This is a genomic window from Sulfuricurvum sp. (assembly GCF_031427015.1).
Lineage (GTDB): Bacteria > Campylobacterota > Campylobacteria > Campylobacterales > Sulfurimonadaceae > Sulfuricurvum.
In genome coordinates this window covers 81415-107627 of sequence record NZ_JASJOW010000002.1, presented here as the reverse complement: position 1 = coordinate 107627, position 26213 = coordinate 81415, and the positions used below count along the sequence as shown (strand labels likewise).

31 protein-coding genes are annotated in these 26213 nt (G+C 45.2%); 23 read left to right on the top strand and 8 right to left on the bottom strand.

Annotated features, from left to right (window positions below; translation table 11 throughout):
• Positions 1-2 precede the first annotated feature (2 nt).
• Complete coding sequence (locus RMO68_RS02860; protein WP_409574821.1) at positions 3-857, bottom strand: menaquinone biosynthesis family protein; 855 nt, start codon at positions 855-857, stop codon at positions 3-5.
• A gap of 188 nt (positions 858-1045) precedes the next feature.
• On the opposite strand from RMO68_RS02860, the gene recA reads away from it, so the two are divergent.
• From recA to RMO68_RS02840, 4 genes are read left to right on the top strand one after another with little or no spacing between them, the layout of a single operon-like run.
• Positions 1046-2083, top strand: a complete 1038-nt coding sequence (recA, locus tag RMO68_RS02855) for a recombinase RecA (RefSeq protein ID WP_310439660.1) — start codon at positions 1046-1048, stop codon at positions 2081-2083.
• The gene (gene eno, locus RMO68_RS02850; protein WP_310439211.1) at positions 2080-3348 is read left to right on the top strand and encodes a phosphopyruvate hydratase; all 1269 of its coding nucleotides are present in this window, start codon (positions 2080-2082) and stop codon (positions 3346-3348) included. Before recA ends, eno begins: the two co-directional genes overlap by 4 nt.
• Entirely contained in the window at positions 3348-3635 is a 288-nt protein-coding gene (locus RMO68_RS02845; RefSeq protein ID WP_310439210.1) for a hypothetical protein, read from the top strand. Before eno ends, RMO68_RS02845 begins: the two co-directional genes overlap by 1 nt.
• Positions 3619-4266 (top strand): AMIN domain-containing protein, encoded by a 648-nt coding sequence (locus RMO68_RS02840; RefSeq protein ID WP_310439209.1) that lies wholly within the window; start codon positions 3619-3621, stop codon positions 4264-4266. The genes RMO68_RS02845 and RMO68_RS02840 overlap by 17 nt, the downstream gene beginning before the upstream one ends.
• A gap of 44 nt (positions 4267-4310) precedes the next feature.
• Here RMO68_RS02840 and tpx read toward each other — a convergent pair whose 3' ends face one another.
• The 7 genes from tpx to RMO68_RS02805 all read right to left on the bottom strand — a co-directional run bounded on the left by tpx (position 4311) and on the right by RMO68_RS02805 (position 9968).
• Positions 4311-4814 (bottom strand): thiol peroxidase, encoded by a 504-nt coding sequence (gene tpx / locus RMO68_RS02835; protein WP_310439208.1) that lies wholly within the window; start codon positions 4812-4814, stop codon positions 4311-4313.
• Positions 4815-4909: 95 nt separating this feature from the next.
• Positions 4910-5887 (bottom strand): tRNA (adenosine(37)-N6)-threonylcarbamoyltransferase complex transferase subunit TsaD, encoded by a 978-nt coding sequence (gene tsaD / locus RMO68_RS02830; protein ID WP_310439659.1) that lies wholly within the window; start codon positions 5885-5887, stop codon positions 4910-4912.
• On the bottom strand, positions 5884-6414 hold the full coding sequence (locus RMO68_RS02825) for an RBBP9/YdeN family alpha/beta hydrolase (RefSeq protein WP_310439207.1): 531 nt from the start codon (positions 6412-6414) through the stop codon (positions 5884-5886). The genes tsaD and RMO68_RS02825 overlap by 4 nt, the downstream gene beginning before the upstream one ends.
• Positions 6408-7484, bottom strand: a complete 1077-nt coding sequence (dxr, locus tag RMO68_RS02820) for a 1-deoxy-D-xylulose-5-phosphate reductoisomerase (RefSeq protein WP_310439206.1) — start codon at positions 7482-7484, stop codon at positions 6408-6410. Before dxr ends, RMO68_RS02825 begins: the two co-directional genes overlap by 7 nt.
• Positions 7481-8239 carry a phosphatidate cytidylyltransferase gene (locus RMO68_RS02815; RefSeq protein WP_310439205.1) on the bottom strand — a complete coding sequence of 253 codons (759 nt, stop codon included), beginning with the start codon at positions 8237-8239 and terminating at the stop codon, positions 7481-7483. Before RMO68_RS02815 ends, dxr begins: the two co-directional genes overlap by 4 nt.
• 93 nt (positions 8240-8332) lie before the next feature.
• Positions 8333-8638 carry a hypothetical protein gene (locus tag RMO68_RS02810; protein ID WP_310439204.1) on the bottom strand — a complete coding sequence of 102 codons (306 nt, stop codon included), beginning with the start codon at positions 8636-8638 and terminating at the stop codon, positions 8333-8335.
• Between the two features lie 4 nt (positions 8639-8642).
• Positions 8643-9968 carry an NFACT family protein gene (locus tag RMO68_RS02805; RefSeq protein ID WP_310439203.1) on the bottom strand — a complete coding sequence of 442 codons (1326 nt, stop codon included), beginning with the start codon at positions 9966-9968 and terminating at the stop codon, positions 8643-8645.
• Positions 9969-10034: 66 nt separating this feature from the next.
• Here RMO68_RS02805 and RMO68_RS02800 point away from each other — a divergent pair, with 66 nt between their 5' ends.
• From RMO68_RS02800 to RMO68_RS02710, 19 genes are all read left to right on the top strand, one after another.
• Positions 10035-11612 carry a methyl-accepting chemotaxis protein gene (locus tag RMO68_RS02800; protein WP_310439202.1) on the top strand — a complete coding sequence of 526 codons (1578 nt, stop codon included), beginning with the start codon at positions 10035-10037 and terminating at the stop codon, positions 11610-11612.
• A gap of 44 nt (positions 11613-11656) precedes the next feature.
• Positions 11657-11914, top strand: a complete 258-nt coding sequence (locus RMO68_RS02795) for a hypothetical protein (protein WP_310439201.1) — start codon at positions 11657-11659, stop codon at positions 11912-11914.
• Positions 11860-13647, top strand: a complete 1788-nt coding sequence (locus tag RMO68_RS02790) for a TonB-dependent receptor domain-containing protein (RefSeq protein ID WP_310439199.1) — start codon at positions 11860-11862, stop codon at positions 13645-13647. The genes RMO68_RS02795 and RMO68_RS02790 overlap by 55 nt, the downstream gene beginning before the upstream one ends.
• Positions 13647-13994 (top strand): DUF4430 domain-containing protein, encoded by a 348-nt coding sequence (locus RMO68_RS02785; RefSeq protein ID WP_310439198.1) that lies wholly within the window; start codon positions 13647-13649, stop codon positions 13992-13994. The genes RMO68_RS02790 and RMO68_RS02785 overlap by 1 nt, the downstream gene beginning before the upstream one ends.
• Positions 13985-14809 (top strand): helical backbone metal receptor, encoded by an 825-nt coding sequence (locus RMO68_RS02780; RefSeq protein WP_310439197.1) that lies wholly within the window; start codon positions 13985-13987, stop codon positions 14807-14809. The genes RMO68_RS02785 and RMO68_RS02780 overlap by 10 nt, the downstream gene beginning before the upstream one ends.
• The gene (locus tag RMO68_RS02775; RefSeq protein WP_310439196.1) at positions 14793-15491 is read left to right on the top strand and encodes an ABC transporter ATP-binding protein; all 699 of its coding nucleotides are present in this window, start codon (positions 14793-14795) and stop codon (positions 15489-15491) included. Before RMO68_RS02780 ends, RMO68_RS02775 begins: the two co-directional genes overlap by 17 nt.
• Positions 15488-16447 (top strand): iron ABC transporter permease, encoded by a 960-nt coding sequence (locus RMO68_RS02770; protein ID WP_310439195.1) that lies wholly within the window; start codon positions 15488-15490, stop codon positions 16445-16447. Before RMO68_RS02775 ends, RMO68_RS02770 begins: the two co-directional genes overlap by 4 nt.
• Entirely contained in the window at positions 16440-17696 is a 1257-nt protein-coding gene (locus RMO68_RS02765) for a cobyrinate a,c-diamide synthase (RefSeq protein WP_310439194.1), read from the top strand. Before RMO68_RS02770 ends, RMO68_RS02765 begins: the two co-directional genes overlap by 8 nt.
• Positions 17693-18319 (top strand): 5,6-dimethylbenzimidazole synthase, encoded by a 627-nt coding sequence (gene bluB, locus RMO68_RS02760; RefSeq protein WP_310439193.1) that lies wholly within the window; start codon positions 17693-17695, stop codon positions 18317-18319. The genes RMO68_RS02765 and bluB overlap by 4 nt, the downstream gene beginning before the upstream one ends.
• The gene (locus RMO68_RS02755) at positions 18310-19074 is read left to right on the top strand and encodes a phosphotransferase (RefSeq protein ID WP_310439192.1); all 765 of its coding nucleotides are present in this window, start codon (positions 18310-18312) and stop codon (positions 19072-19074) included. Before bluB ends, RMO68_RS02755 begins: the two co-directional genes overlap by 10 nt.
• Entirely contained in the window at positions 19071-20132 is a 1062-nt protein-coding gene (gene cobT / locus RMO68_RS02750) for a nicotinate mononucleotide-dependent phosphoribosyltransferase CobT (protein WP_310439191.1), read from the top strand. The genes RMO68_RS02755 and cobT overlap by 4 nt, the downstream gene beginning before the upstream one ends.
• Complete coding sequence (locus RMO68_RS02745) at positions 20129-20620, top strand: bifunctional adenosylcobinamide kinase/adenosylcobinamide-phosphate guanylyltransferase (protein ID WP_310439190.1); 492 nt, start codon at positions 20129-20131, stop codon at positions 20618-20620. The genes cobT and RMO68_RS02745 overlap by 4 nt, the downstream gene beginning before the upstream one ends.
• Entirely contained in the window at positions 20617-21645 is a 1029-nt protein-coding gene (locus RMO68_RS02740; RefSeq protein ID WP_310439189.1) for an aminotransferase class I/II-fold pyridoxal phosphate-dependent enzyme, read from the top strand. Before RMO68_RS02745 ends, RMO68_RS02740 begins: the two co-directional genes overlap by 4 nt.
• A gap of 154 nt (positions 21646-21799) precedes the next feature.
• Positions 21800-22303, top strand: coding sequence for a super-infection exclusion protein B (locus tag RMO68_RS02735; protein ID WP_310439188.1), 504 nt, complete (start codon positions 21800-21802; stop codon positions 22301-22303).
• A gap of 45 nt (positions 22304-22348) precedes the next feature.
• A complete protein-coding gene (cbiB, locus tag RMO68_RS02730; protein ID WP_310439187.1) occupies positions 22349-23212 on the top strand; it encodes an adenosylcobinamide-phosphate synthase CbiB in 864 nt (287 codons plus the stop codon).
• Positions 23209-24549, top strand: a complete 1341-nt coding sequence (locus tag RMO68_RS02725) for a cobyric acid synthase (RefSeq protein ID WP_310439186.1) — start codon at positions 23209-23211, stop codon at positions 24547-24549. The genes cbiB and RMO68_RS02725 overlap by 4 nt, the downstream gene beginning before the upstream one ends.
• The gene (locus RMO68_RS02720) at positions 24539-24961 is read left to right on the top strand and encodes a hypothetical protein (protein WP_310439185.1); all 423 of its coding nucleotides are present in this window, start codon (positions 24539-24541) and stop codon (positions 24959-24961) included. Before RMO68_RS02725 ends, RMO68_RS02720 begins: the two co-directional genes overlap by 11 nt.
• Positions 24954-25700 (top strand): adenosylcobinamide-GDP ribazoletransferase, encoded by a 747-nt coding sequence (locus RMO68_RS02715; protein WP_310439183.1) that lies wholly within the window; start codon positions 24954-24956, stop codon positions 25698-25700. The genes RMO68_RS02720 and RMO68_RS02715 overlap by 8 nt, the downstream gene beginning before the upstream one ends.
• Positions 25691-26194, top strand: coding sequence for a histidine phosphatase family protein (locus tag RMO68_RS02710; RefSeq protein ID WP_310439182.1), 504 nt, complete (start codon positions 25691-25693; stop codon positions 26192-26194). The genes RMO68_RS02715 and RMO68_RS02710 overlap by 10 nt, the downstream gene beginning before the upstream one ends.
• Positions 26195-26213 lie beyond the last annotated feature (19 nt).

Below are 26213 nucleotides of genomic sequence, written 5' to 3'. Positions count from 1 at the left end.
TATTACGAGTACCTCAATTCAGTGTATTCGAGAGGAATCATGAACTCTCTCGGATCAATTTTAGCATCAAAGAACCCGTGCTTATGCCCAAGGTCAAACAAAAGTTCAATCGCTTTGTATTGCGTTTCATTTAATGTAATCGACTCATCATTGGCGTAAAGTTCCAAATATTTTTCTAAAGTCTCTCCGTCAATACGGACAAGATTACGCTCCATCAACATTTTAGAGAGGTTTTCCTTATGATCTCGTGCAATCTGTACCGCTTTTGTCAAAATATTTTCATACTCAATCGCCGAAGTGAGCGGTAAAGATCGTCGAATCGCCATTCCTCCGAGCGGTAAAGGGAGATTTCCTCCGCTGAGTTCGCACCAAATATCCCACATTTCACGCTCAACTTCCAGAGAATCGTCGTACCCTAAAATAGATTCATGGATCAAAACACCCGCATCAACCACTCCGTCTAAAACGGCTTGTTCAATCTCTAAAAAGTTCATGTAAACAATTTTGGCATCGGGATAAGCAATTCGAAAGAGGAGTGCATTCGTCGTATATTTCCCGCTGAGAGCCACTTTAAACCGTTTTTTCAGAAGGGTCTCTTTTTTACGTATAAGTTTGGGGCCGTACCCTTGACCGAAACTCACCGCCGTACGCAATAGAGCATAATCAGCTCTAATATGGGGATAAAGTCCGAAACTAATCGCACTGATATCATACGTCCCTTTCAATGCTTCGGTGTTAAGCGTTTCAATATCGAGTGCAATATTTTCAAATTGAACATTCTCTTTTCCGACCCATCCGAACTTAATGGCATAATACATAAAGATATCATCAGCATCGGGGGAGTGGGCTATCACCATTTTTTTCACATTAATTTCCTGCTCTGGGTCACAAATCAATTAAATTTTAACCAAATAACGCTAAAATATCTCTATTCCAGAATGCGAATTATTAATATTTCAATTTGTCATATTTTTAAAATATATTTCAATTTGTCATATTATGACGCAATTTTAAAACACTTATAGTCTCAGGAGAGCACCGCATGATGGATCCAAATAAACTCAAATCGCTTGAACTTGCGATGAAACAAATCGATAAAACGTTTGGGAAAGGGACGCTTATGCGTCTCGGAGACAAAGAGATCGAACCGATCAACGCTATCAGTACCGGCTCTATCGGACTGGATTTAGCCCTCGGTATCGGAGGGGTACCCGAAGGGCGTGTTATCGAAATTTACGGGCCTGAGAGCTCAGGGAAAACCACCCTTAGCTTACAGATTACTGCCGAATGTCAAAAAAACGGTGGAATTTGTGCGTTTATCGATGCGGAACACGCTCTTGATATCGGATACGCAAAAAATCTCGGTGTAGATGTCGAGAATCTTCTCGTATCTCAACCCGATTACGGTGAGCAGGCTCTCGATATTGTAGAAACCATCGTTCGCAGCGGCGCGGTTGATTTGATCGTTATCGACTCGGTTGCGGCGTTGACTCCTAAAGTGGAGATCGAAGGGGAGATGAACGATCAGCAAGTGGGCGTTCAGGCGCGTTTAATGTCAAAAGCACTTCGTAAGCTCACCGGTATCATGCACAAAATGAACTGTACGATTATCTTTATCAACCAAATCCGTATGAAAATCGGAACGATGGGATACGGTTCACCGGAAACGACAACGGGGGGAAATGCGTTAAAATTCTACGCATCCGTCCGTATCGATGTCCGAAAAATCGCTACTCTCAAACAAGGGGAGAGCCAAATCGGTAATCGTGTGAAGGCTAAAGTTATTAAAAATAAAGTAGCACCGCCGTTTCGTCAAGCAGAATTTGATATCATGTTCGGAGAGGGTATCTCCAAAGAGGGTGAACTCGTCGATTACGGCGTTAAACTTGATATCATCGATAAAAGCGGTGCATGGTTTAGTTTCGAAGATACAAAGCTCGGACAAGGGCGTGAAAACGTTAAGCAAAAGTTTAAAGACGAGCCGGAATTAGCTCGCAAAGTAGAAGAAAAAATTAAAGCGGCGATGGGTGTCAACGGCATCATCGCAATGGATGAATCTGATATAGGTGAGGTAGATGAATGATTTTTATTGATGAAGTAAGTGCAATCGAAGTGATGGACTCTCGCGGGAATCCAACGGTAAAAGCAACCGTGCAGTTGAGTGACGGAACGCGAGAAAGTGCTATCGTTCCAAGCGGGGCGAGTACCGGTAAACGTGAAGCGTTAGAACTTCGTGACAATGATAGCCGTTATATGGGAAAAGGTGTCCTCAAAGCGGTGGAAAACGTCAACACTCAAATCGCCGATGCCGTTATGGGTCTGAGCCCGTTTAACCAAGCGATGGTGGATGCGGTAATGAAAGAGATAGACGGTACCGAAAATTACGGGAACCTCGGTGCGAATGCTGTTTTAGGTGTCTCTATGGCAGTAGCGCGTGCTGCGGCGAAAAGCTTAGGTATTCCTCTCTATCGTTATTTGGGAGGTGCGAATGCGATGGTACTTCCCGTGCCGATGCTCAACATCATCAACGGCGGAAGTCATGCCGATAACAGCGTTGATTTTCAAGAATATATGATTATGCCGATCGGATTCACAGACTTCAGTGAAGGGCTTCGTGCATCGGCTGAAGTGTATCACAACCTCAAAAAAATCCTCAAAGATCGCGGTGCAAATACCGCACTCGGTGATGAGGGGGGATTTGCACCCGATTTGAGCTCTAATGAAGAACCTATCCAAGTTATTATGGAGGCTATTGCCAAAGCAGGCTATAAAGCAGGTGAGCAAATCGCTATCGCTTTGGATGTTGCGGCATCTGAACTTGTTACAGAGGGGGGGTATCGTCTCGATTCTGAAAATCGTACCGTTACTTCCGCACAATTGGTTGACTATTATGCTGATCTTTGCTCTAAATATCCGATCGTATCGATTGAAGACGGTTTGAGCGAAGATGATTGGGCGGGATGGAAAATTCTCACTGAGCGATTGGGTGAAAAAATCCAATTGGTTGGAGATGATTTGTTCGTAACCAATGCTAATATCTTGGCAGAGGGGATTTCAAAAGGGATCGCCAATGCTATTTTGATCAAACCGAACCAAATCGGGTCTGTCTCTGAAACGATGCTAACCGTGCGCCTTGCTCAACGCAACGGCTATAAATGTGTTATGAGCCATCGTTCAGGAGAGAGCGAAGATGCCTTTATAGCCGATTTTGCGGTTGCTCTCAACTGCGGTGAAATCAAAACCGGTTCAACCGCACGCGGCGAACGTACGGCTAAATACAACCGTTTGCTCGAAATTGAAACGGAAGTAATGTACGGCGAATATCTCGGGAGTTCGCTCTTTAACTGATGTATCAAGACGATCAACACCTATTTGTCCACGAGGAAATAGAGAGCCTGAGCGAGCGTTATTTTGGCTTGCCGACCCCTAAATTTCTTCTTGCGGCCGGTGTTGTTTTAGCGGTAGGTATTTATATGGGTTTTATCTTTTTTGGGGATAATTCTCTCAGTGTCCTCCTTGATCTCGAAGAGCATCAAAATTACCTAAGCGAAGATATTGAACGTCTTAAAGCTGAAAATGCCGCTTTGCAAAAACAGTACTTCGAGCTAAAAGAGCTTGATGCTGATTCACAATAGTGATTGGGGATTTATGAAATACTCTCTTTACCTCTCTTTGTTACTCCTCTCGCCTCTCATGGCTCGAGAAAACCCTTTTTTCGCCGTTGAAGAATCCAAAAAGCAAAAAGTAACCTCTAATCTTTCCGATCCAAGACCAAAAATGGGCACCGTAACCTATACTTTTCCCGATCAAGCACGTGTTTTAAAAGAGGTTACGTTTACGATTCAAAACCTTGATGGCAGTATCGAAGAGAAAAAAGTACAAATTGATCAAGCTATTGATTGGCACCGTCCTATTTCACTCTCACAAACCAAAGGGGGCAGTGCAACCAACACTACTGCGACAAAAAATTCATCAACGGCTAATTTCGGATTTATACAGTTTTATTCTAAAGGACAAAACCTGAGCATTAAAACGCCAGATACCCTTGTACGCCATTTTGTTTTGAGTGATCCTAACCGTATTGTCCTCGACTTTAAACGAGATGCCACTTTCAAGTCAAGTAAAATCTCCCTCAATGCCGCACCTTATCTTGATGTTTCGCTAGGAAATCACGAAAAATTTGCGCGTGCCACAATAACACTTGATGGCCACTATAGCTATTCATTACAAAAAAGTGATGGACTGATTAGTATTACGTGTAAATAACGTTAGGTGAAGTGAAGATTCTCTCCAAGAGGAGAGAAAGAGGATTATTTTACGGCAGCCAATGCAGCTTCGTAATTCGGCTCTTCTGTGATTTCAGGAACGATCTCTTTGTACGTTACGATACCTTCTTCGTTTACTGCAAAAATTGCACGACAGGTTACACCCGCAAGTACTGAACCGCCAAGCAATACACCGTATGCATTTGCAAACTCTTTGTTACGGAAATCTGAACATACCGTCAAGTTGTCAATACCTTCTGCTTGGCAAAAACGCCCTGCTGCGAACGGAAGATCAAGTGATACGATAGTAGTGATAACGTCTTTAAGGCCTGCAGCTTTTGCATTGAAATTACGTGTTTCCGTTGCACATACACCTGTATCGAGTGAAGGGACAACAATAATAAGTTGTTTTTTACCTTGTGCGCCACCTACGGTTACATCTCCGAGTCCCGCTGAGTTTACAACCGTGATTGAAGGTGCTTTATCACCTACGTTTACAGTGTTTCCTAAAAGCTCTACATCAGTACCTTTGAATTTAGTCGTTGCCATTAAAAGCTCCTATTATTTGTGTTGGTACGGAAATTGTACTTAAATCGGATAATTTAACTCTGAATTATAGAAGAGATGTTTGGTTTTAAGCTATTTTAAAGTTTGCAGCGGGGATTGACACTAATATTTTTATAATGACTACCCTGTCCCAACTGATACGCTTCAATCGCTACGCGCCCTATCATAGCGGCATTGTCCGAGCAATATTCAAGCGGTGATAGCAACAGCTCCCCCTTGTGCGGACGAAGAAGTTCTAACATCCTCTCTCGTAGATAGAGATTTGCGCTGGCTCCGCCGACGATTGCTAAACGGGCAGGAGGATGTGATTTAAAATATTTTTTGAGTTTTTGGATCAGATGCTCGGTTGCCGTTTTCTGAAATGCACTAGCGATATCGGGATAGGCGGATGGTTCGTTGGCTTCTACGGCAAGCCGTACTTGGTTTTTAAGCCCTGAGTAACTAAAAGCGATGAGCGGAGATTGCCATAGAGGCACCGTGAAGGTAAATCGAGATGCATCAGCACTCTGGGCCAGTTTCTCGATTAAGGGACCACCCGGGTACCCTAACGCCATCATTTTCGCTACTTTATCGAAGCTCTCTCCATAACTATCATCCATCGTCGTCGCAACCGTTTCCATCTCAGTATATGATTTTACTTCAATCAGCTGTGTATGACCACCTGAAACGAGCAATACGGTAAGGGGAAAGATTGCCTCTTTTTCTATAAAGAGAGAATAGATATGCCCTTTTAAATGGTTGATCGGAAGGATAGGGATTCCAAGTGAAATGCTCAGCGCTTTAGCCATCGTAACCCCTTCGATCAGCGTTACCCCTAGCCCCGGTTCATTGGTGACGGCAATCGCTTTCAGTTGAGAAAACCAAGGCTCACATTCACTCAAAATACGCGGCAATGCCTCCGCGTGAAGACGGCTGGCAAGTTCAGGAACCACGCCGCCGTATTGTGAGTGTTCTAACTCTTGGGAAATTTTCTTATGATAGATAAGTTTTTTCGATTCAATCTCAGTGATTGCGATTGAGCTGTCATCACACGAGCTTTCGATACTAAGGATCATTGTAGCACCCACTCTTTGACCCACGGCCATTCGCCGAATCCCGAAGCAGTGTTGATGTGACCTGCATCCTCAATTACTTTCATCTCTATTCCCAGGGCTTTTTGAAGCGCTGAAGCTTCTTCTGTGCTCATATAAGGATCATTGGTAGAGGTGACCAATAATACCTCTTCGGCGAAAAGGTTTTTGGGGGCTTCGAGAGGGAAAAAAGTTTTGAGGGTTTCAATATCACAGCTCAAATGAGGGGGAGCGACGAGTAAAAGCCGCTTAACCACCGATATTTTCCCCTCATTGCAGAGATGAAACCATGCAATATTCGCCAATGAGTGACAAATAACGACATCGGGCTGAAAATCGCTTAGGATTAATTTGATTTGTTTCATCCATCGATTTTTACTCGGAAAATGGGGATTATCTAACAGCGGGAACGCAACCGTACCGTATTTCTTGGCGATTTCTCCTGCTAACCACGCCTGCCAATGAGGATCATCGCTTCCTCCCCAACCGTGCAGTATCAATACTTTTAGCACGATAAACCTCGAATATAACGGCGCACCTCATCATCCAGAGCAAAAATAGCGTCGATGGATTCCGGTATGCCGCTAAAATGCTCATATGCGCGCAAGATCATGGTGGAGATATCAATAAAGCGGATATCTCCGGCGACAAAACGTTCAATCGCCGCTTCATTCGCGGCATTAACGATAACCCCGCGCTCAGGATGAGAGAGAAGATCCTCTTTAATTTGCCAAATCGGGTAACGCTCTTTCTCGATCTCTCTAAATTCGAGGCCACCGATACGGGTCAAATCGATTCGATCCACAATAGGGGTATCCACTTTCCCCATAAGGGCATAGGCGATGGGGAGTCGCATATCGGCATAGGCAAAATGGGCGGTCGTTGATCCGTCTTTGTAATCAATAAGGGCATGAATCAACGATTTCGTCTCGATGAGGGCGTCGTATTCCCCCTCCCCGAAAAGCCAACGGGCTTCGAGAAGCTCAAAAAGTTTGTTCACCATCGAAGCACTGTCAATAGTGATTTTCTGCCCCATAGACCAGTTTGGGTGTTTGAGTGCATCCTCAAGGGTTGCGGTGGAGAGTTTTTCCAGCGGCCAATCGCGAAAGGCCCCACCGCTGGCGGTAATGACCATACGACTGAGTGGGCGCGGTGTTTGATTAAGATACCACAAGCCAAAATGTTCCGAATCAATAGGGATAATAGCGGAAGTATCGACAAAAGCACCCCCGACTACCAATGACTCTTTATTGGCAAGGGCTAGTTTTTTACCGCATTCAAGTGCTTTGAGCGTAGGCTTAAATCCAGCAAATCCCACCAATGCGTTGACAACATGCTGCGAAGAGGAGTGTTCAATCGCTTCTAGGATCGCCACTTCGCCGCTTTGGACATTTTGGTGATGAACCGAAAGACAATCGGCTTTATCCATCACGACAACACGCTTAGGATTATGACGTTTGATTTGTTCGTTTAATAGAGTGATGTTGCGTCCCGCAACGAGAGTATCGACGCTCAGATTAAATTGTTCAGCGATGTTGAGGGCATTGACCCCGATGGAGCCCGTAGAGCCCAGTAGGATCAAACAAGTCCCCGAAGAAGAACAAGCATGATAACGGAAGCAAAAAGATAACCGTCAATTCGGTCTAATACCCCGCCGTGACCCGGAAGAATAGAGCCGCTGTCTTTGACTCCGGCTTGACGTTTGAGGTAACTCTCAAACAAATCGCCGAATACCGCACCGACCGCCGCCGCCATCGAAATAATAACCGCTTGGGTAATATCCACAATGGTGATACCGATAAAAAATCCGGCACCCGTCGCTACGGCGATACCGCCATAAACACCTTCTCGGGTTTTACTCGGGCTAGAGACGCTAAAAGGGGTTTTGCCGATACTGCGACCTACCACATAGGCTCCCACATCCGCGGAAGCGACGACAACGAGCAACCATAGCATTGCACCCATACCGTACTCTTGATACATGCTGAGCATAAAAAGCATCCCCGCCGTCGGATAGATAAACGGAAGGAAATTTTTAGGGGGGATATTTTGAGTATACGCTACTGCGGCGGCAAAAATAAGTCCCGCAATCACAAACAAATCTTCACCGTAAGGATAAAGTGCCGCCGCAAGCCATAAAATAGCCGCATAAGCATACAAAGAGCTGTTGTTAATCCCGAACAAACGGGTCGCTTCATGAAAAGCAAGAAGGTAAATAACCCCCATTACCGCCCACATAAGCCAAAAGTTGTTGATAAGTCCGACAATAAGGACACCGATAACAAGAAAGACTGCGGTAACAATGCGCTCTTGAATTGAATTTTTTGCAGTTTGCATAGTATGATTAACCAATGGTTTTAAAATTACGCGATTATACCATTTATTTTATTATAAGACAGATGCAACTTAGCGCGCACAGTAAGGGAGTGACTAAACTTTAACATCCAAAATATGGAGCGGCTTTAGCGGGATTTCGTCCTCCTCTTTTTTCTCTTCATGCGAAGGACGTCTCTCTTCCTGTTCCGCTTGCTCTTTGGTATGTTCCCGATCCGGATCAACACCGTGATTTTCCTCCGGCGGGCGTACCTCTTCGATCTCTTGTTTCTCTTCTTGCGCTGCGGTAGCCGCAGCAAGTGCCTGCAATTCAAATCGGTTTAGAATGGCATTTTTCTCACTTGCAACCGTTGCCATTTGTTGATTAACATAGATAGCATTACCGATAGGACCCAGTGCCATAGCTTCACCCTTTTTGGATATTCAGCGTCTTATAATTGGTGTAGAGGACATTTGCACCCTCCTGCACCTTGACTTCTCTGCGTGGAGTATAATCGACCAAATAGCGCCCTTTTTCAAATACCGAAAAATCCACACACAATTTTGCCGCCGCTTCGAGAAGTTTTTCAGGGAGCTGTTGCTTGTCGGTCGAGATAATGACGTGTGCGGAAGGGCGATCTTTAAGATGCATCCAGATATCGCGTGCTTTAGCATTACGGAGGAGTTCAATATTCCCTTTTTCACTTTTGCCGAGGGAGACTTTTATCCCCTCAATCCAAAATTCGGCAATGGAATCACCGTTTTTTTGTTTGTTGCCCTGTGCTTTTGCTGGGAACAAAAGGGCAATTTCTTCGGGAGTTGAAGCCTCGGACACGGTCTGAATAAACAGCTCAAGGTGACGGATTTTAGCCTCAAGATTGCTACGCTCTTGATGGAGTCCGTGTGCCTTTTGTTTCGCTTTTTTGGAACGTTTAAAAAAACTCTCCGCACATCCTGCCGCCGTTGTACACCCCTCAGGAAGTTCCAAAAGAACACTCTCTCCGTCAAAATTAGACAACTCTACCGTTTTGTCGTACGGTTTTATACGATCCAAATTAGCCAGTATCAAATGTCCCGAATTTTGTGCCTTTTTCGCCTCTTGGATCAATTCTGATTCTTCCTCAAGGGCATCAAAATGTTTTTTTAGTTGGGCTAAACGTTTATGCAAAAGGGCTTTTTTCTCGTTTTTAAGTCGCTCAAGCTTCTCATTGCTGCGGCGGAAAAACTCCTCTCTTAAATAATCATAGACACTCTCTAGCGGATACTCTTGAGGCTCGTACGGAGGCTTAGGAAGCTCTCCGAGTTTTTGTCCTACCCGAACGCTTCGAGTGGAAATATCTTCATCAATATGACGCAATGCTTCTAAAACGATCCCCTCTTTGTCCAAAAGGATGACATTGGTGTGTTTTCCCGTAAATTCGAATTGTATAACGGTGGTTTCAGATTTATACGAACCGCTCGTACTTACGCTAATGCGGATAATTTTATCGTTATTATAAAGGGTAATAGAGTGAATAGTAGAACGGTTCAATCTCTTGGCAAGTAAAACATCAAACGGGGCTTGATACATTTTACCGCGGGTTGGAATTTCACCGACCGTAATAGCCGAATTTCCCCGAGCCATTTCGAAATTCCAGCTATTCTCACGGTTAAAAACCAATTTAATAGCAGTATCGTTAATTCGATAGGCCGCGCTAATATGGGTTAACGGCTGCATATACTCAACGATCTGTTTTAGATAAGAAAATCTCATAATTTTACCTTGGCTTTAGAAAAAGAGAACTACAATGACACAATACCCTAAACAGGATCCAAATCAATGAGTTTATTCAATACTATTAAAGCAAAATTTATCGTCAATTTGATCGCCGCCGTAGGTGCTATCTTAATTAGTGTGATTGTAGCATACTTCATTGCCACCGGTTCGATCAAAACGATTATGATCAGCGACCTCAATACGGTTGCCGACGCGTTAGAGAAAAACGTTAACTATATCTCCAAAATAGAGCCTAAAGCATATGAAGAAGAAGGGTTTAAAAGTGAGATAAAAGAGATTAAAATCGGTAAAAGCGGTTACGTCTATTTTATCAATGCCGAAGGGGTAATGACGATTCACCCGAAACCTGCGGATGAGGGAAAAAATAAATCGGGTCATGATTACATCGATCATATCCGTTCAGACAAAGCGGGGGGCATTTATGAATATACTTCAGCAACAACGGGGCAAGAGAAAATTGCCGCATACCGCTACATTCCCGCATGGGACATGTGGGTTATCCCCGGGATCAACAAAGCCGATTATTTCGATGAGCTCCAAGCCAGCTTTTTTAAATGGTTTTTACTTCTGGGCTCTATCCTAACCGGTATGCTTATCGCGATTAACTATTTCTCAGGTACCAGTATCCTTCATCCGATCGAAGAACTTGATAATGTCTCTTCCGATCTTGCACACGGAAACGGCGATTTGACGAAACGTCTTCCGATCCTCAACAAAGATGATGAGATCGGAATGGCCAGTAATTATCTCAATCAATTTATCGCCAAAATTCAAAATACCATTAACGATACCAAACAAATCACCTCTTCGGCGGTCCATTCTACTTCCGCACTTAACAGTGCCGCAGCAAATCTCTCAACCCAGTCTGAAAAAACAAACTCTATTGCTCAAAACACCAATATGACTGCCGCAGAAATCGGTGTAACGTTGGAACAAAGTGTCAATATGGCCAAAATGACACTCGAAAACAGCCGTTCTACTGAAACTGAATTAGGTTATGTTCGTGACATTGCTACCGCCATTACCAATGAAGTTCATAAAACCACTCAAATGAGTAATGAGTTAGGCGAGCGATTTGCACAACTCTCAAGTGATGCGGCAAGTGTCAGCGGAGTGCTTAGTATTATTTCCGATATCGCCGATCAAACCAATCTACTCGCCCTTAATGCCGCAATCGAAGCGGCACGTGCCGGAGAACACGGTCGCGGATTTGCCGTTGTTGCGGATGAGGTGCGAAAACTCGCCGAGCGTACCCAAAAAAGTTTGACAGAAATTAATTCAACAATCTCTATCGTCATCCAATCCATCTCCGATTCTTCCGATATGATGAACTCCAACAGTGAAAACATCGAACGGCTTGCCGAGCGTAGCGAAGAGATCGATGTTAAAATCGATTCTGCTTCGAGTGCCTTGCGCGCCAATGTCGATGCCAGCCATCAAAGTGTTCAGCAAGCTGAAAACATGGCACAAAAAATTCACGATATCATCCAAAAAGTTTCTGAAATGTCGAGCCTTTCTCAAAGCAATCAAGAAGAGATCAAACAAATTTCTAATATTGCCGCAGAACTTTACAATGCCGCAACAAACTTAAATACCCAATTGGGACAATTTAAGTCCTAAACAAAATCTAGCTATAATTCTCAAAACTTTTGGGGAGGATAGCGATGCGTTCACCACGCGGATTCGGTAAAACATACTTTTCTCTTGTCGCTATCCAAGCGTATGCCTCACAAGTGCGCCTCCTTCAAAATATCACCCGCATAGAGTTAGTTGCTCCCGTTTGTCCTATCTATATCTATTCAGCTGTTTCTCCCCCTAAGAGTGTCCTACTCTCATCCATTATTACGATTATTAATCAAGGACACACATGGTCAAACACACTTTATCACTCGTCGCATCCGCGACACTCGTTGCCTCATTAGAGGCTAACACACTTACCCTGAATCCCATCATCGTAAGTGCAACGAAAACAGAACAATCTCTCCAAAATACGACTGCAAATATCGAAATAATCACCGCCAAAGAGATCGAAGACAAACACTACACCACCGTTGCCGAAGCCCTTAATTCACTCTCAGGAGTCAGTGTCACCTCTAATGGGGGATTCGGAAAATCAACTTCCGTTTTTCTACGAGGATTTGATTCAAAAAGAGCTTTGGTTCTCATAGACGGGATACGGTATAACGATGTTTCCAACTCTCAAGACGGAGCATCGTTTGAGCACCTAATGCTAAGCGATGTAGAACAGATCGAAGTAATTAAAGGGGCACAAAGCGGTGTTTGGGGGAGTGAGGCAAGTGCCGGTGTTATCAATATTATCACTAAAAAAGCCCAAACGGGGACAGCCCTAACTGCTTCTTTGGGATATGGAAGTTTTGATACCCGAAAATACGGGGCTTCGCTCGCACACAAAAGCGATTCTTATGATTTCCGACTCGGAGTCAACCGAATTAATACGGACGGATTTACCTCGTATGCCAGACGCTACGCCGATATCAACGATTATGAAGATGACGGATATAAAAATACGACGATCAACCTCAACGGGGGATATCGTTTCGACGATTATAACTCTCTGCGTATCTCCCACACCGATATTAATCTTTACACCGAGTACGACAGTACGACTAAAGATTCAGAGGCAAGTTATGACAAGAAAGAGAGACTCTCTCAAATCTCTTTTGAGAATAAAAACAATATTGCCCTCACCAAATTCTATACAAACCGTTCAACGTTTGAGCGAGACTATTCAACGGGTTCAGAGTTTGACGGTAAAGTAAATGAATACGGGGTAAGTACAGAGCTCCCTTATTCTGAAGATGACTTTCTCCTCATAGGGGGAGATTATAAATCGTTTAAACATCTTAATCAGCTCAATAAAAAATATACGGCAAAAGGTCTGTTTCTTACCAATCACAACCGTTTTTGGCAAAACCTGATACTAACAGAATCGATTCGAACCGATAACTACGATGCTTTTAATGATAAAACTACCGGAAAAATCGGAGTGAGATACAATTTCGGCTCCGATACCTATCTATCGTCCAATTATGGCACCGCGTATAATGTTCCTACCCTCTATCAACTCTATGATGCTACCTATGGCAACGGTACCCTAAAACCTGAAGATACGAAAAGTTATGATGTGACCTTCGGCTATCACGGGGTTATGTTAACCTATTTCTCCAGCCGTGTAAAAGAGATGATCGATTATGATTTTACTACCTCAAAATACAATAATATCGACGGTACTTCAACGTTTAAAGGGTTTGAAATCGGTTATAAAAATGAAGTTTTTGAGGGGGCACTTGTATCATTCGGGTATACCCGTCTCAGCGCTAAAAATAAAAACGGAGAAGATTTGCGTCGTCGTGCAAAAGAGAACCTGAAATTCGGAATCGACTATTACGGGATATCAAAACTCCATTTAGGATTAAACGGTGAATATGTCGGAAGCCGCTACGACAGTGACAATCAACTCGGGGCGCAAACGGGAAGATACACGGTTACGAATGCGGTTGCCAATTATGACCTTACTAAAAATATCAAAATATACGGTAAAATCGATAATATTACCGACAAATATTATCAAAGCGTCACCAATTACGCATCAAGCCCACGAGCGTACTATGCAGGGCTGGAGGTCACCTACTAATGAAATACTTTATTTTAATACTGATTTTCGGGTGGGTAACACTTTGGGCCGATCCTATCGAAGTAACAATTATTTACGCCAATAATACGCCCGATAAAGTTGTCATGACGGAGTATACCGAGGGGACAACCGCCCTCGAATTGCTCAAAAAAGTGAGCCGTGTCGAAACGGCTGAAAAAGGGAAGTTTATTTTTGTAAGATCGGTAGACGGCGTCAAATCCGTCGTCGGGAAGTTCGGTTGGTTTTATCTTATCAACGGAGAATCGGTGCATAAAATGGCGCAAAACTATGTGCTCAAAGATGCCAAAACGATGACATGGGTCTATAAGGTGGAAGCGTGTTATTAAAACTGCTGTTAGTAACGCTGTTAGCACTTCAGCTCAATGCGTATGAGCGAATCGTAGCCCTCAGCCCGGCTATCAATGAGATCATTTTTGCCCTCGACGCGGGAGAGAGAATTGTCGGCAATACCGACTACTGCCGCTATCCGATAGAATCGAATACGATTACTAAAGTGGGGGGATATTTTTCCCCCTCACTGGAGAAAATTTTGGCACTGCAACCCGATATCGTCATTATGCAGGAGAACAATCTAGCCACGGCCGATAAGCTCCAAAAACTCGGGATCAAAACAATGGTGGTTAAAATCGACACCATCGATTCGATCAAAAAAGCGATCAACAATCTGGGTACTCTATTGGGTAAAAAAGAGAAAAGTGCCTTGATCGTGAAAAAGATAGAGTATTCGCTCACAGGACTAAAGGGGATCGTAAAAAACAAAAAGATTCTCATTCCGATCGGATACCATACCGATTTTTCCAAAGAGATCCATGTCGCGGGGCAGAATCTCTATTTTGACGACATCATCGAAGCGAGCGGCAATACCAATGCCCTGCAACGTTCTCAAAAAGGGCAACCGGTTCTCAATCTGGAAAAGATACTTAAGCTCAATCCCGACATCGTGATTATCCTCGCCCCGCTGATGAGGGAGAAACAGTTTACGAAAGAGGCTTTAATCGCACCGTGGATGAAGCTTCCCATCAATGCGGCTGCAACAAAATCGATCTTTGTTGAAGAGGGAGCGTATGCAGGGGTTCCGAGTGAGAGAATCACCTACTTTATCAATGATTTTAGAGGATTTTTAATTGAAACTGCACGTTGATACCGTTACCACCTCCTATTTGAAAAACATCTCGTTTGAGATGGAGAATGAGAACGTCGTCATTTTAGGTTCCAACGGTGCGGGTAAAACAACCCTCTCCAAAATTATCGTCGGGCTGGAGGAAAACACTAATGTCTATTATGAGGGAGAGAAGATCTCTTCGCTGGGGGCAAAACGGCGTTGTGAAATAGTCAACTTTGTCCCCTCGAAACTCGAAGTATTTGACGACTACCTCGATGTGGAAGAGTTCTTACAACTGAGTTTGCTCAACGGAAGTACCCTATGTGAGATGGACACTATTTTGAAACAGTTGGAAATCGAGCATCTCAAAAGCAGCCCCTGTAAATGTATCAGTAGCGGAGAGAGCCAGCTGGTGCTGTTTGCTTCAGGACTTCTGCACAATGCCGAGCTAACCATTTTCGACGAACCGACCGCCAATCTCGACAGCGATAAAAAGATTAAAGTTTACGAGGCATTAAAAAAGTACGCGGGATGGAAAATCGTCATAACACATGATTTGAATATCGCCTATAAACTCGGTTACCGCGTTATCTATTTGGAACACGGAAAACTTATCTTTGATGGATCTAGCGATGCATTTTTCACTGCGGCGAATCTGGAACGGTTATTCGGAAACTCGATCAAACGCTTAGAAGACTATTTTATGGTGAATTATCGATGAAACTCCTAATCTTTCTCATCTCCTTGATCGTTTTGAGTATTGCTCCGTTTATCGGTGAGACCCCGCTAGAGATCGGTAAACTTTTCGATCCTAACGCGATGGAGTATCTCCTCTTTTGGGATCTGAGAGTGCCGCGCGTGCTGGTAGCCTTTTTCAGCGGAGCGATTTTAGCGCTGGGGGGAATGGTGTTTCAAGCGGTGTTTCGTAACTCCCTCACCACCCCCTTTACCCTCGGAGTCTCCAGCGGAGCGACTCTGGCTACCGCTATCGGGATTGTCTTTCTCCCCGCCTCCCTTGCGGCGCTCTCGTATCTATTTAGCTTTGCGGGGGCATTCTCAACGATTCTTCTGCTATTTCTTTTTGCCCGAACCCTGAGTGCGACACAAACCAATTCTCTCCTCCTCATCGGTATCGCATTGTCGTTTTTCTACTCCGCCGCGCTAATGGTGGTCTATTATCTCAGCGATTTGGAGCAAAGCTACTCGATCATCCGCTTTACGATGGGGAGTCTCAACATTGTCGGATTTAAAAGTCTCTATCCCGTTATCGGTGCCGCATTACTCCTCCTCGTCGTGGTCGTTAACTACAAAAAAGAGCTCAGAGCGATCCTCACCTCGCATGAAAACGCTTTTCTCAAAGGGATTGAGATCAAAAAAATCAATCTGATCCTTTTGCTTTTCGTCTCCCTGAGTGTGGGGGTGTGCGTCAGCGTCGTCGGTCCTATCGGATTTATCGGGCTGGTAATTCCTCACATTATCCGACTCGTCTACAAACAAAGCAGTGAAAAACTCATTCTTAGCGTCTTCTACTACGGCGGAATATTTTTGGTATTATGCGATCTCATTGGACGTAATCTTGGAGCCGTTTCGGAAGTACCGATCGGGGTAGTCACTTCGTTTATCGGGGGACCGTTTTTTATCTACATCATTCTACGACGAAAGAGACATCATGGTTAATCTCTGCATTAGCGCCATCTCCTCCAATCAAGGGAAAACGATTCTCACCTCGGCACTGCTCTATTATTTCAAAGATTCCGTCCGCCCTTTCAAAGCGGGACCCGATTTTATCGATCCGCAGTTTCATACAAAAATCTGTGCAACCCAGAGTATCAACCTCGACCCCTTTATGATGAGCTCTGCGCAGGTGAAATGGCTCTACAACCGCTACAGCGACAAAGCGGTCTCCATCATCGAGGGGGTGATGGGGTTTTATGACGGGATGGATAAACGTAGCAGTGCCTATGATATCTCCAAACTCCTCAACGTCCCGACAATCCTCCTCCTCGATGGGAGCGGAAGCTACATCACCGTATCCGCCGTTTTAAAAGGGCTAAAAACCTATAAAAAAGGAAATACGATACGTGGGGTCGTCCTCAACCGTATCGGCTCTCAAAGCCACTATGCGCTGATCAAAGAGCGGATCGAAAAAGATTTCGACGATGTGAGCGTGTTGGGGTGGATACCCGATCGACTTACTGCACTGAGGGATACCCATCTGGGGCTTGATCTGGATGAGATGGATAAACTCGAAGCGATCTCAAAAGCGGTGCTGGAACATATCGATATCGAATCGCTCAAAGCCCTAGGGAAGTGCGAACCCAAGGAGAACACCTCGTATCCGTTTAGAGTGCTCCCAAAAAGCGATAAAAAAATCGCTATCGTGAGCGATGAGAATTTCTCCTTTTTGTACCATGACAACCTCCGATTTTTGCAAGAGGTGTTCGCCGACGTCGTTATCGTCCGCCCTTCGCAGGACGACGTGATCCCCGAGGATTACGACAGCGTTTATATTTGCGGCGGATATGTCGAGACGGACAGGGCATACGGCTCCATCCAAAAAGCCCAAAAGTTTAAAGCCTCCCTGATTCGTCATGCCCAAACGAAAAAAATCTACGCCGAGTGTGCGGGACTTCTCTATCTCGGAAAAGCTGTCGATGAGAAAGCAATGAGCGGAATTTTGGAGGTCTCGTTTAGCCTCGAAAAACGGTTTCAGCGGTTGGGGTACTATACCAACGAAACGGGGGTAAAAGGGCATGCATTCCACTATACGAAACCGCTCAATGATTCGTTAGGCTTTGATATCCTCACCAAAGGAGACGGCGGAAGCGTCGGAAGCTGGCAGAGCGCCAACACCAAAGTATTCGGCACCTATCTGCACACCCTCTTTCGAAGCCATCCTACTCTCGTGAAAAAGAGGCTGATGTGAGGGCGTTTGATCTCCATGCACAGACGCTGTTGCAATCGATCTTCTCATCACGCCGTGACGTAAGAGGTAACCGTTTTATCGATGAACCGATAGAAGAGGAGGTGCTGAGAAAAATTCTGGAAGCGGCGATCTCCGCCCCTTCGGTCGGTTTTTCGCAGCCGTGGAAGTTTATCATCGTCCAAGATGCCGCAAAGCGGGAAGAGATTTATAACGAGTTTGTCTCTGAAAACGCCAAAGCGTCCAAAAAGTTTAAAGACAATTCCCTCTATCCGACCCTCAAACTCGAAGGGATCAAAGAATCCCCCCTCAATATCGCCGTTTTGTACCAAAAACCGACCAAAGCCGTTTTGGGACAAACCACCCAGAAAAAGATGGGAGAGTACAGCGTCGTGTGCGCTATCCAAAATCTCTGGCTAATGGCACGCGCCCATAATATCGGAGTGGGATGGGTGAGTATTTTACGTCCCAAAAAGGTGAAAAAGATTTTGGGAATCGGTGATGAATACAAACTGATCGGCTATTTGACGATGGGGTATGTGAGTGAGTTTTTGGACGAACCCGAACTGCTAAAACTGGGATGGGAAGAGAAAAAAATGGTGGATGAGGTAGTCGAATGGGTGTGAAAACGGTGATTACCCTAGAAGATTTACCGCAATCATTAGAGATCACCTCTCTCGAGGCGAGCAAGGACGGGGTGATGGACAGCGTCTATTTTTTGGACGATGATCGGGTGCTGAAAATATTTGAAAACGCAAACGAGGATATCGTAACCGAGGAGTTAAAGCTTCTCGAACACTGCACAACACTCCCCATCGCTAGACCTGAGGGGGGAGTGTTGCGTATCCGTAACAAACCCGCACTCATTTATCATCGATGCCACGGAAAAAGTCTCAAGAGTGCCAAAATCGATCAAATACGACAGATCGGAGTGTTTTTGAGAGCGTTTCATACCCTCACCGCAACTTTGAAGAGTAGCAATGAGAGACTCTTTGAAAAATCACGGTTGGAGAAGATGATTGAAGAGGCTAAGAGCGAAATTTTCGAGACACTGTTCAAAAAAATCGATCTCACCTTACGTGATGATGGGATCATTCACGGCGATCTTTTTATGGATAACGCCCTCTTTAACGAGGGGAGTCTCTCGTGCGTCATCGATTTTACCCAAGCGTGTAACGGCGATTTTCTCTTCGATCTTGCCGTCGTCGATCTCTCGTGGTGCGACAATGACGAAAAAACAAAAGCTCTACTCAAGAGCTACGGTGCAACGCTTAGTACAGAGGAATTTCAAGCTTACCGTGAGTATGCGACCCTCTTTTACTGCGTCAACCGCTTTTTAAACGGCGGAAACTATCAAGAACTATTGGAGAGGCTACTATGATACATCCTATTACCGGAAAGCGAGATTTCATCGAGAGTTTGCGAGGGAAGCGGGCTAGCTTTCTCCTTTGCATGAGCAACACTAAAACGGCAAACATAGAGGGGATTACCCAAGCGGGGATTCCGGGGCTCCTCCATCTCACCCCGACCCTCGATGCGGAGTTTATAACCATCGGAGAGGTACGGAGTTTGGGCTCTATCGCCGAAACCCCAAAAGGGGTTCCTACACCCGCCCTTATCACCCGAGCCGTCCATCTTCTCCACCCTTTTTGCGAGATTGAGCTGATAGAGTTGGGGCTTGAGATTGCTCCTCAATTAGAACACTTCACAATGCATACGTTTGGAATCACCCCCAGTAACTCTATTAGCGAGGGTGCCTCCATTCCTGCGACGGAGGTGTTTGAAAAAGGGGTTCAATTTGCCCAAGAACTCCTCTGCAAAGGGGAGTATATCATTTTGGGCGAATCGGTTCCCGCAGGAACCACCACAGCGCTCGCAACCGCGTTGGCATTAGGGTACGATGCGAGTGAGAAATTTAGCAGCAGCTTTAAAAACACCCCTAACAACATCCGACAAAGCGTTATAGATCAAGCCCTTGCTCATATTAATGAGGGTGATGACCTTTTCGATATTCTCTCTCATGTGGGGGACAATATGCTGATCTTTAATGCCGGATTGATTCTCGGGCTTCAAAACCGCGACATCAAAGTAGTCCTTGCAGGGGGGACGCAGATGGCATGTGTTTTACTCATTATCAACCGTATCTTGCAGATGATGGAAGGGGAACTCGACAGCTCCAAAATTGCTCTATGTACCACCAAATGGGTGGCTGAAGACACTAACAGCGATATCAAAGCTCTCTTGGAAATGAATGATTTTCAGGTGAATGCGTATTACGCCGATTTCGACTTTTCCTTGACCTCTCACCCCGCCCTCAAACTCTATGACGAAGGGGAAGCAAAAGAGGGGGTCGGCGCAGGAGGTGCGTTGATGTATGCCCTCATTAACGGTATTACAAAAGAAAAAATTACTAAAAAAGTGGAGAGTTTGTTAAAATGAAAATACTTTATTTCGGGGGACAAAAATCGGGGAAAAGCAGCTTGGCCGAAGCAAAAGCCCTCTCGATAGCAACCCAAAAACCTTATTATCTAGCGACCTATGATACCTCTTTCGGTGATGATGAAATGACCAAGAGGATTGATAAACACCGTTTTAGCCGTGGTGAAGATTTCATTACTCTCGAAGAGAGCCATCATTTAGCGGGTGTAATGGAACCAAACCACACCTACCTCATCGATTGCGTCTCCATGTGGATACTCAACCGACTAGAAGAGGAGGAAGAGGTGTTAATCGCGGAGATCGAAGCGCTAAAAGAGATCGATGCTAACATCGTGTTTGTCCTCAACGACGTCGGGACGGGAGTAATACCCAGAGATACGCTCAGCCGTCGTTTTGTCGATTACAGCGGAGTGATCGGTCAAGAGTTGGCAAGCATCTGCGATGAAGTCTATAACGTCAAACTAGGGATGGGAATTCGTCTCAAATGAGTACATACGCACATGGAGGAGATGTCAATGCGTTTGCGGCACACTGCGGATGCACACATGAAGAGGTGATTGATCTCTCCTCTAACATCAACTTCATCACCCCTATCGTCGATTTTAGCGGCGTGAGCCTCAACGCCTATCCGAGCTATGAAACACTAACGGAGACGTTAGCTGAGCATTACGGTGTTACGTCGGAGGAGTTAGCGCTTTTCAACGGAGGCTCTTCGGCGATTTTTGCATTGCTCCGATTTTTTGATAACTCCACCTGCACGATCTACTCCCCCGCCTATCTGGAGTACAAAAAAGCGGCGACTCTCTACGGGAAAAATATTGCCCTTATCGACCGTTTTGAGGCGATGGATGCGGAGGTCGAGGAGAACTCTCTCGTCATCTTCGTCAACCCCTCCACCCCTGACGGACACTACTACGCCACCCAGACGCTGATGGAGAAATGGAGTGCCAAAAACTGCACGATCCTTATCGACGAATCGTTTTTGGAGTTTTGCGGGGGCGAATCGGCAACCCGCTACCTCCAAACCTACGACAAACTCTATGTTTTAAAATCGCAGACCAAATTTTACGGATGCGCGGGGGTGAGGGTCGGAATCGTCCTCTCCTCGCGTGAGAATATCGCCGCACTTAAAACGAAAGAGCCGCTATGGAAAATCTCGGCACTCGATAGCCATTTTCTCATCACGGCTTTGGCTGATGAGCCGTTTCGAATGAATTCACATACGTTGAATGCACAAGCGAAAACCTATCTGAAAAGCCTCCTTGACAACTCGCCCCTTTTTGAAAAAGTATTTGAGAGCGATGCGAATTTTTTCCTCGTCCGTCTCGCGTCGATGAATGCGCGGGAGTTTCAGGAGAAGCTTATTCCATCCCGCATTATGGTGCGGGACTGCTCGAACTTTGATTTTTTGGATGAGCGGACTGTGCGGATCGCGGTGAAAAGTGTTTCGGAATTGAATCGGTTTGAAATTACGATTGACGAGATACTCTTAGGGGAAGAAAATGTACAATAACTTTTTCCTGTTCGTGGTGAGCTTGTCGAACCATGAATATTTTACCCTTCGACAGGCTCAGGGCGAACGGAGACACAAAAAGCAACCGATATAATAATATAAATGTTTTATGGGTTTAGTCAAGATAAAAATAGTAATTGTAAAAGGTGTTTGCATGATTAATGTCGAAGATATAATTAATAAAATTAAACTTTCTAAACAAAGTCAAGTATCAATATTGGTAGCTTGTTTTATTGTAATAGGAATAGCCCAATCTAAATATCTAATTGATTTATTACAAATTGCAGATCTATTAAAAACTTATCTACCATATATTTCCATTTTAACAATCATATTGATAAGCTTTATATTGGGAATACCAGTTTATGATATTTCAAAAAATTATTACATAGGTTACTGCAACAAAAAAAATATTGAATCGTACCTAAAACAATTGACAGAAGACGAAAAAAATATTTTAAGAGTGTACATTAATGAGACAAAAAGAAGTCATCCTTTTCATATGTCAGATGGAATTGTTGCAGGGCTAATAAACAAAAATATTCTTTATCGTGCAACTTTCACTGGTATTCCTGGAAGCCATAATTTTCCATATAATATACAAGATATAGCGTATAATATTTTAAGATCACACCCTGAATATATAGCAAATGAATAATCAAAGCCTTGACTTATCATTTCTACATAGATCGAAACACTAACCATGTATTTTGACATCGCCCTCATCGCCTACATCACCGACCGCATCTTCGGTGAGTTCACATTTATCCGCCATCCCGTTGTCCTCATGGGGGATTTCATCACCGCTTTTGAAAAGCGGTTTTATCGTGACACCATCGTGCGCGGCTTTTGGCTCGTGTTTTGGTTGTTAGCGGCGGTGTTAGCACTCGTCACTCCGATCTCGCTGATCGGTAATCCGTGGATTTTAGGAATCATCGCTTCGACGGGGATTGCGGGGAAGATGCTCTATACCAGCGTGAGCAACGTACTGAATGACCCGCAATCGATCCGCTACCTCGTCAGCCGCGACACCGAAAACCTCAGCGAAAGCGATATCAACAAAGCCGCAATCGAGACCTACGCCGAAAATCTGAGCGACGGGGTAATCGCTCCGCTGTTTTATCTGTTAGTTTTCGGTTTGGTCGGGCTGTTTCTCTATAAGGCGATCAATACCCTCGATTCGATGGTGGGGTATCGGAACGATAAATATGAAAAATTCGGCAAGGCAAGCGCACGGCTGGACGATGTACTCAATTACATCCCCTCCCGCATTACGGCGGTGCTGATAGTGACCCTTTTCGGCAAACTCGGAAAGCTCAGACAGACATGGCGTTACGGTGCGTTGCACGAAAGCCCCAACGCGGGATACCCGATAGCGGCGATGGCATTCTCCCTCGATCTCTCCCTCGGAGGGGTGACATCGTATTTTGGCAAGATGAAAGAGAAACCCTATTTCGGCAAGGGGAGGCGGGAGATCAGTGACGGCGATGTCCGCCGCGCATTGGCTCTTCAGTGGAAACTCGATACCCTTGTGATTATCGTATTAGCGGCGGGAGTTATAGTATGAGATCGATCTCAATTTTTGGCACGTCATCGGATGCGGGGAAATCGACCCTCACGTTTGTGATCGGGCGATTATTGCAAGAGCGGGGGATTAACGTCGGGGTGTTCAAAGCCCAAAACGTCTCCAACAACTCCCGCGTCTGCGACGACGGGAGCGAAATCGCCATCGCCCAGTATTTTCAAGCGGAAGTGCTGGGACTTCCGACGAGCTACCACCTCAATCCGATCCTCCTTAAATCGGGGCACGGAAATAGCGCCTCACTCATCGTCAAAGGGCAAGTGGTAACCGACAAAGAGGTGCGCGACTACTACCGTGAGCTCGATACTCTGAAACCCGCCGTCGATGAGTGTTTCGAATACCTGAACGAGAGGTATGAGTGTCTCGTCTGCGAAGGGGCGGGGAGTCCCGTGGAGCTGAACCTGATGGACAAAGACCTCTCCAATATCTACATCGCCGAAAAATACAATACGAAGATCATCCTCGTCGCCGACATCGAAAAGGGGGGGGTATTTGCCTCGATCTGGGGGGTTTATAACCTTCTTCCCGAAGCGTTACGTGCCAACGTCATCGGGGTGATCGTCAACAAATTTCGCGGAGACAGAAGCCTATTTGATGAGGGGGTGAATATCATCGAAGAGCGTTTCGGCATCCCCGTCCTCGGCGTCCTCCCCTACCTTAGCCTCAACCTTGGATTCGAAGATAGCCAAAGCCTCAAAAACTTCGTCCAGAACAAACCTCATCCTGCGAAAAAAATCGGGATTATCAACTACCCCACGATGAGCAACTACAACGATTTCGAACCCCTCATCGCCGATGAAACCATTTTTGTCGAGTTTATCACCTCTAACATCGCGTTAGAGAGTTTCGATCTGATCATCCTCCCCGGTAGCAAAAGGGTGATCGAGGATTTGCGATGGTTGAAAAAAACGGGGCTATTCGATGCACTCAAAGAGCGACACAAAGAGATACTGGGGATTTGCGGCGGGTATCAGATGATGTTTGAATCCATCCTCGATGAAGAGTGTGTCGAAACCTCAGAACCGAGTCGCGAAGATGCTCTGGGATTTATCGACGATGTCATCGTATTCCAAAAAGAAAAAGTGCTCAAAAAGGGTGAGTATTCGATCTTCGGGAAAACGGTGCAAGGGTTTGAGATCCATCACGGCGTGAGTGGAAAATTTCCCCTCTCCTATGAAAAAAATCATATCAAAGGGACGTTTGTCCACGGACTTTTTGAGGATGAGGCATTTGAAGCGTATAAAAAAACGACCATCGATAGCTTCATTGCGACAATGAGAGAGGAGATCGATATGGAGAGGATTTTGAAATATGTCGTATAAAAAATGGTTCGACGCCCACGCCCAAAAGCATCAAGCGATCATGAACCGCCTCACCCACCTCAGCGATGAGGAGGTGATCGAATACTTTCGGTTTGAAAACATGGTTCAACACGAGAGCGATTTTTGCCCTCTCTATGCCGAAAATAAAAAGTGCCACGATACGCAAGAGCTCAACTGCTACCTCTGCGCCTGTCCAAATTTTCGCTTTAACGAGGGGGGATTCGCGCGTGAGGGGGAACGAACCCTCTTTAGTACCTGCTCTATCGAAAGTCCCGACGGAGATCGCTATGTCAGTGAAAAGGCGATCCACCAAAACTGCGCAGGGTGTATCGTCCCCCACCGTGAGAGCTATATCCGCAAAGTGTTCGACCGTAACTGGCGCACCATCATGAAAGAGGTACCGTGTGAATAAAATATATTTGGGGATCAAATTTGCCCTGAGCTATTTTACAATCCTCCCTATCCGCTTCGATGCCAAGGATGATCTCTCCCATCCGCGCGTCCTCAAAACGATGCTCTTAAGCCTCCCCTCTGTCGGGGTATTGCTCTCTGGGCTCTCTATCGCTCTGTTTATGGGACTGGAATCACTGGGGTGGTTGGGGGCGCTGATCGCCGCCGTGGCGTATATGGTGCTGTATGGATTTATCCACACCGAAGCGGTGATCGATGTTGCCGATGCGCTATATGCCGCCCACAGCGGAAAAGACCCCTATGCTATTATTAAAGATCCCACCGTCGGGGCGATGGGGGTGTTGTATGGAGTGAGTTTTACCCTCCTCAAAATCGCGGCACTCTCAACACTGCTGATGCACCATCTGTTTCTCCCTTTTGTTGCCATTGCTCTCATCAGCCGATTGGGACTTTTGGTGCTTATCCGCACCTATGATTTTCGTTCATCCTTTGTTTCCCAGCTTCGGGTAAATCTTCGACTTTTTCCGCTAATACTCATGATCGCTATATGTGGAGTACTAGGGTTTTATCTCCTTTCATGGCTCTTTTTAGCTCTCTTTATCGTGGGAATATTCACCGCTCTACTCCTCTCATCCCTCGCGAAAAAATCGCTAGGATTTATCAACGGTGACGTTCTGGGGATGTCGCTGGAAGGCTCCGAACTGATTCTAATCATCACGGTATTACTAACATGCCGCTAACACTGTTACGCCATGCGGCTCCCGCTGTTGAGTATCACGGACGCACTATCGGTCACACCGATATCAGTATTGACCTTACTCTGTTTAACGCGATTACACTCCCCCTGCCGTATGATGCCATCTACTCTTCCGACCTGCGCCGATGCACTCAAACACTCGAACATCTGGGGTATACCGATATCATTACCGACCCTCGGTTGCGAGAAGTAGCTTTTAAAAAGCAATTTGAGGGAAAAAGGTTTGATGAAATCGAGCAAATGGAAGCGTATCACCCCTCTTTTTTGGAATCGCAGGAGAGTTGGCACACTTTTCTATGCGAAGAGAGTCGTGAGCATTTTCGCCGACGGATCGAAACATTTTTAGGAGAACTCCCCCTCCATAAAAATATTTTAGTCTGTTCTCACGGAGGGACGATTCGGGAGATTCTATCTCTCTTAAAAAGTGAACCTAAAAGTCTGGGTTACCTAGAGTATACGATTGTTACGGTAAAATAGAGTCCATCATAATAAGGGG

What these genes read in the sequence shown, in the direction of transcription:
- RMO68_RS02745 (WP_310439190.1), top strand. Translation starts at nt 20,129, where the DNA reads ATGAAAATACTTTATTTCGGGGGACAAAAATCGGGGAAAAGCAGCTTG.
- RMO68_RS02740 (WP_310439189.1), top strand. Translation starts at nt 20,617, where the DNA reads ATGAGTACATACGCACATGGAGGAGATGTCAATGCGTTTGCGGCACAC.
- cbiB (WP_310439187.1), top strand. Translation starts at nt 22,349, where the DNA reads ATGTATTTTGACATCGCCCTCATCGCCTACATCACCGACCGCATCTTC.
- RMO68_RS02785 (WP_310439198.1), top strand. Translation starts at nt 13,647, where the DNA reads ATGAAATACTTTATTTTAATACTGATTTTCGGGTGGGTAACACTTTGG.
- RMO68_RS02720 (WP_310439185.1), top strand. Translation starts at nt 24,539, where the DNA reads ATGTCGTATAAAAAATGGTTCGACGCCCACGCCCAAAAGCATCAAGCG.
- RMO68_RS02805 (WP_310439203.1), bottom strand. Translation starts at nt 9,968, where the DNA reads ATGAGATTTTCTTATCTAAAACAGATCGTTGAGTATATGCAGCCGTTA.
- RMO68_RS02770 (WP_310439195.1), top strand. Translation starts at nt 15,488, where the DNA reads ATGAAACTCCTAATCTTTCTCATCTCCTTGATCGTTTTGAGTATTGCT.
- cobT (WP_310439191.1), top strand. Translation starts at nt 19,071, where the DNA reads ATGATACATCCTATTACCGGAAAGCGAGATTTCATCGAGAGTTTGCGA.
- RMO68_RS02765 (WP_310439194.1), top strand. Translation starts at nt 16,440, where the DNA reads ATGGTTAATCTCTGCATTAGCGCCATCTCCTCCAATCAAGGGAAAACG.
- RMO68_RS02840 (WP_310439209.1), top strand. Translation starts at nt 3,619, where the DNA reads ATGCTGATTCACAATAGTGATTGGGGATTTATGAAATACTCTCTTTAC.
- RMO68_RS02845 (WP_310439210.1), top strand. Translation starts at nt 3,348, where the DNA reads ATGTATCAAGACGATCAACACCTATTTGTCCACGAGGAAATAGAGAGC.
- eno (WP_310439211.1), top strand. Translation starts at nt 2,080, where the DNA reads ATGATTTTTATTGATGAAGTAAGTGCAATCGAAGTGATGGACTCTCGC.
- RMO68_RS02725 (WP_310439186.1), top strand. Translation starts at nt 23,209, where the DNA reads ATGAGATCGATCTCAATTTTTGGCACGTCATCGGATGCGGGGAAATCG.
- tpx (WP_310439208.1), bottom strand. Translation starts at nt 4,814, where the DNA reads ATGGCAACGACTAAATTCAAAGGTACTGATGTAGAGCTTTTAGGAAAC.
- RMO68_RS02755 (WP_310439192.1), top strand. Translation starts at nt 18,310, where the DNA reads ATGGGTGTGAAAACGGTGATTACCCTAGAAGATTTACCGCAATCATTA.
- RMO68_RS02795 (WP_310439201.1), top strand. Translation starts at nt 11,657, where the DNA reads ATGCGTTCACCACGCGGATTCGGTAAAACATACTTTTCTCTTGTCGCT.
- RMO68_RS02710 (WP_310439182.1), top strand. Translation starts at nt 25,691, where the DNA reads ATGCCGCTAACACTGTTACGCCATGCGGCTCCCGCTGTTGAGTATCAC.
- RMO68_RS02810 (WP_310439204.1), bottom strand. Translation starts at nt 8,638, where the DNA reads ATGGCACTGGGTCCTATCGGTAATGCTATCTATGTTAATCAACAAATG.
- RMO68_RS02815 (WP_310439205.1), bottom strand. Translation starts at nt 8,239, where the DNA reads ATGCAAACTGCAAAAAATTCAATTCAAGAGCGCATTGTTACCGCAGTC.
- tsaD (WP_310439659.1), bottom strand. Translation starts at nt 5,887, where the DNA reads ATGATCCTTAGTATCGAAAGCTCGTGTGATGACAGCTCAATCGCAATC.
- RMO68_RS02790 (WP_310439199.1), top strand. Translation starts at nt 11,860, where the DNA reads ATGGTCAAACACACTTTATCACTCGTCGCATCCGCGACACTCGTTGCC.
- RMO68_RS02860 (WP_409574821.1), bottom strand. Translation starts at nt 857, where the DNA reads ATGGTGATAGCCCACTCCCCCGATGCTGATGATATCTTTATGTATTAT.
- recA (WP_310439660.1), top strand. Translation starts at nt 1,046, where the DNA reads ATGGATCCAAATAAACTCAAATCGCTTGAACTTGCGATGAAACAAATC.
- RMO68_RS02735 (WP_310439188.1), top strand. Translation starts at nt 21,800, where the DNA reads ATGATTAATGTCGAAGATATAATTAATAAAATTAAACTTTCTAAACAA.
- RMO68_RS02800 (WP_310439202.1), top strand. Translation starts at nt 10,035, where the DNA reads ATGAGTTTATTCAATACTATTAAAGCAAAATTTATCGTCAATTTGATC.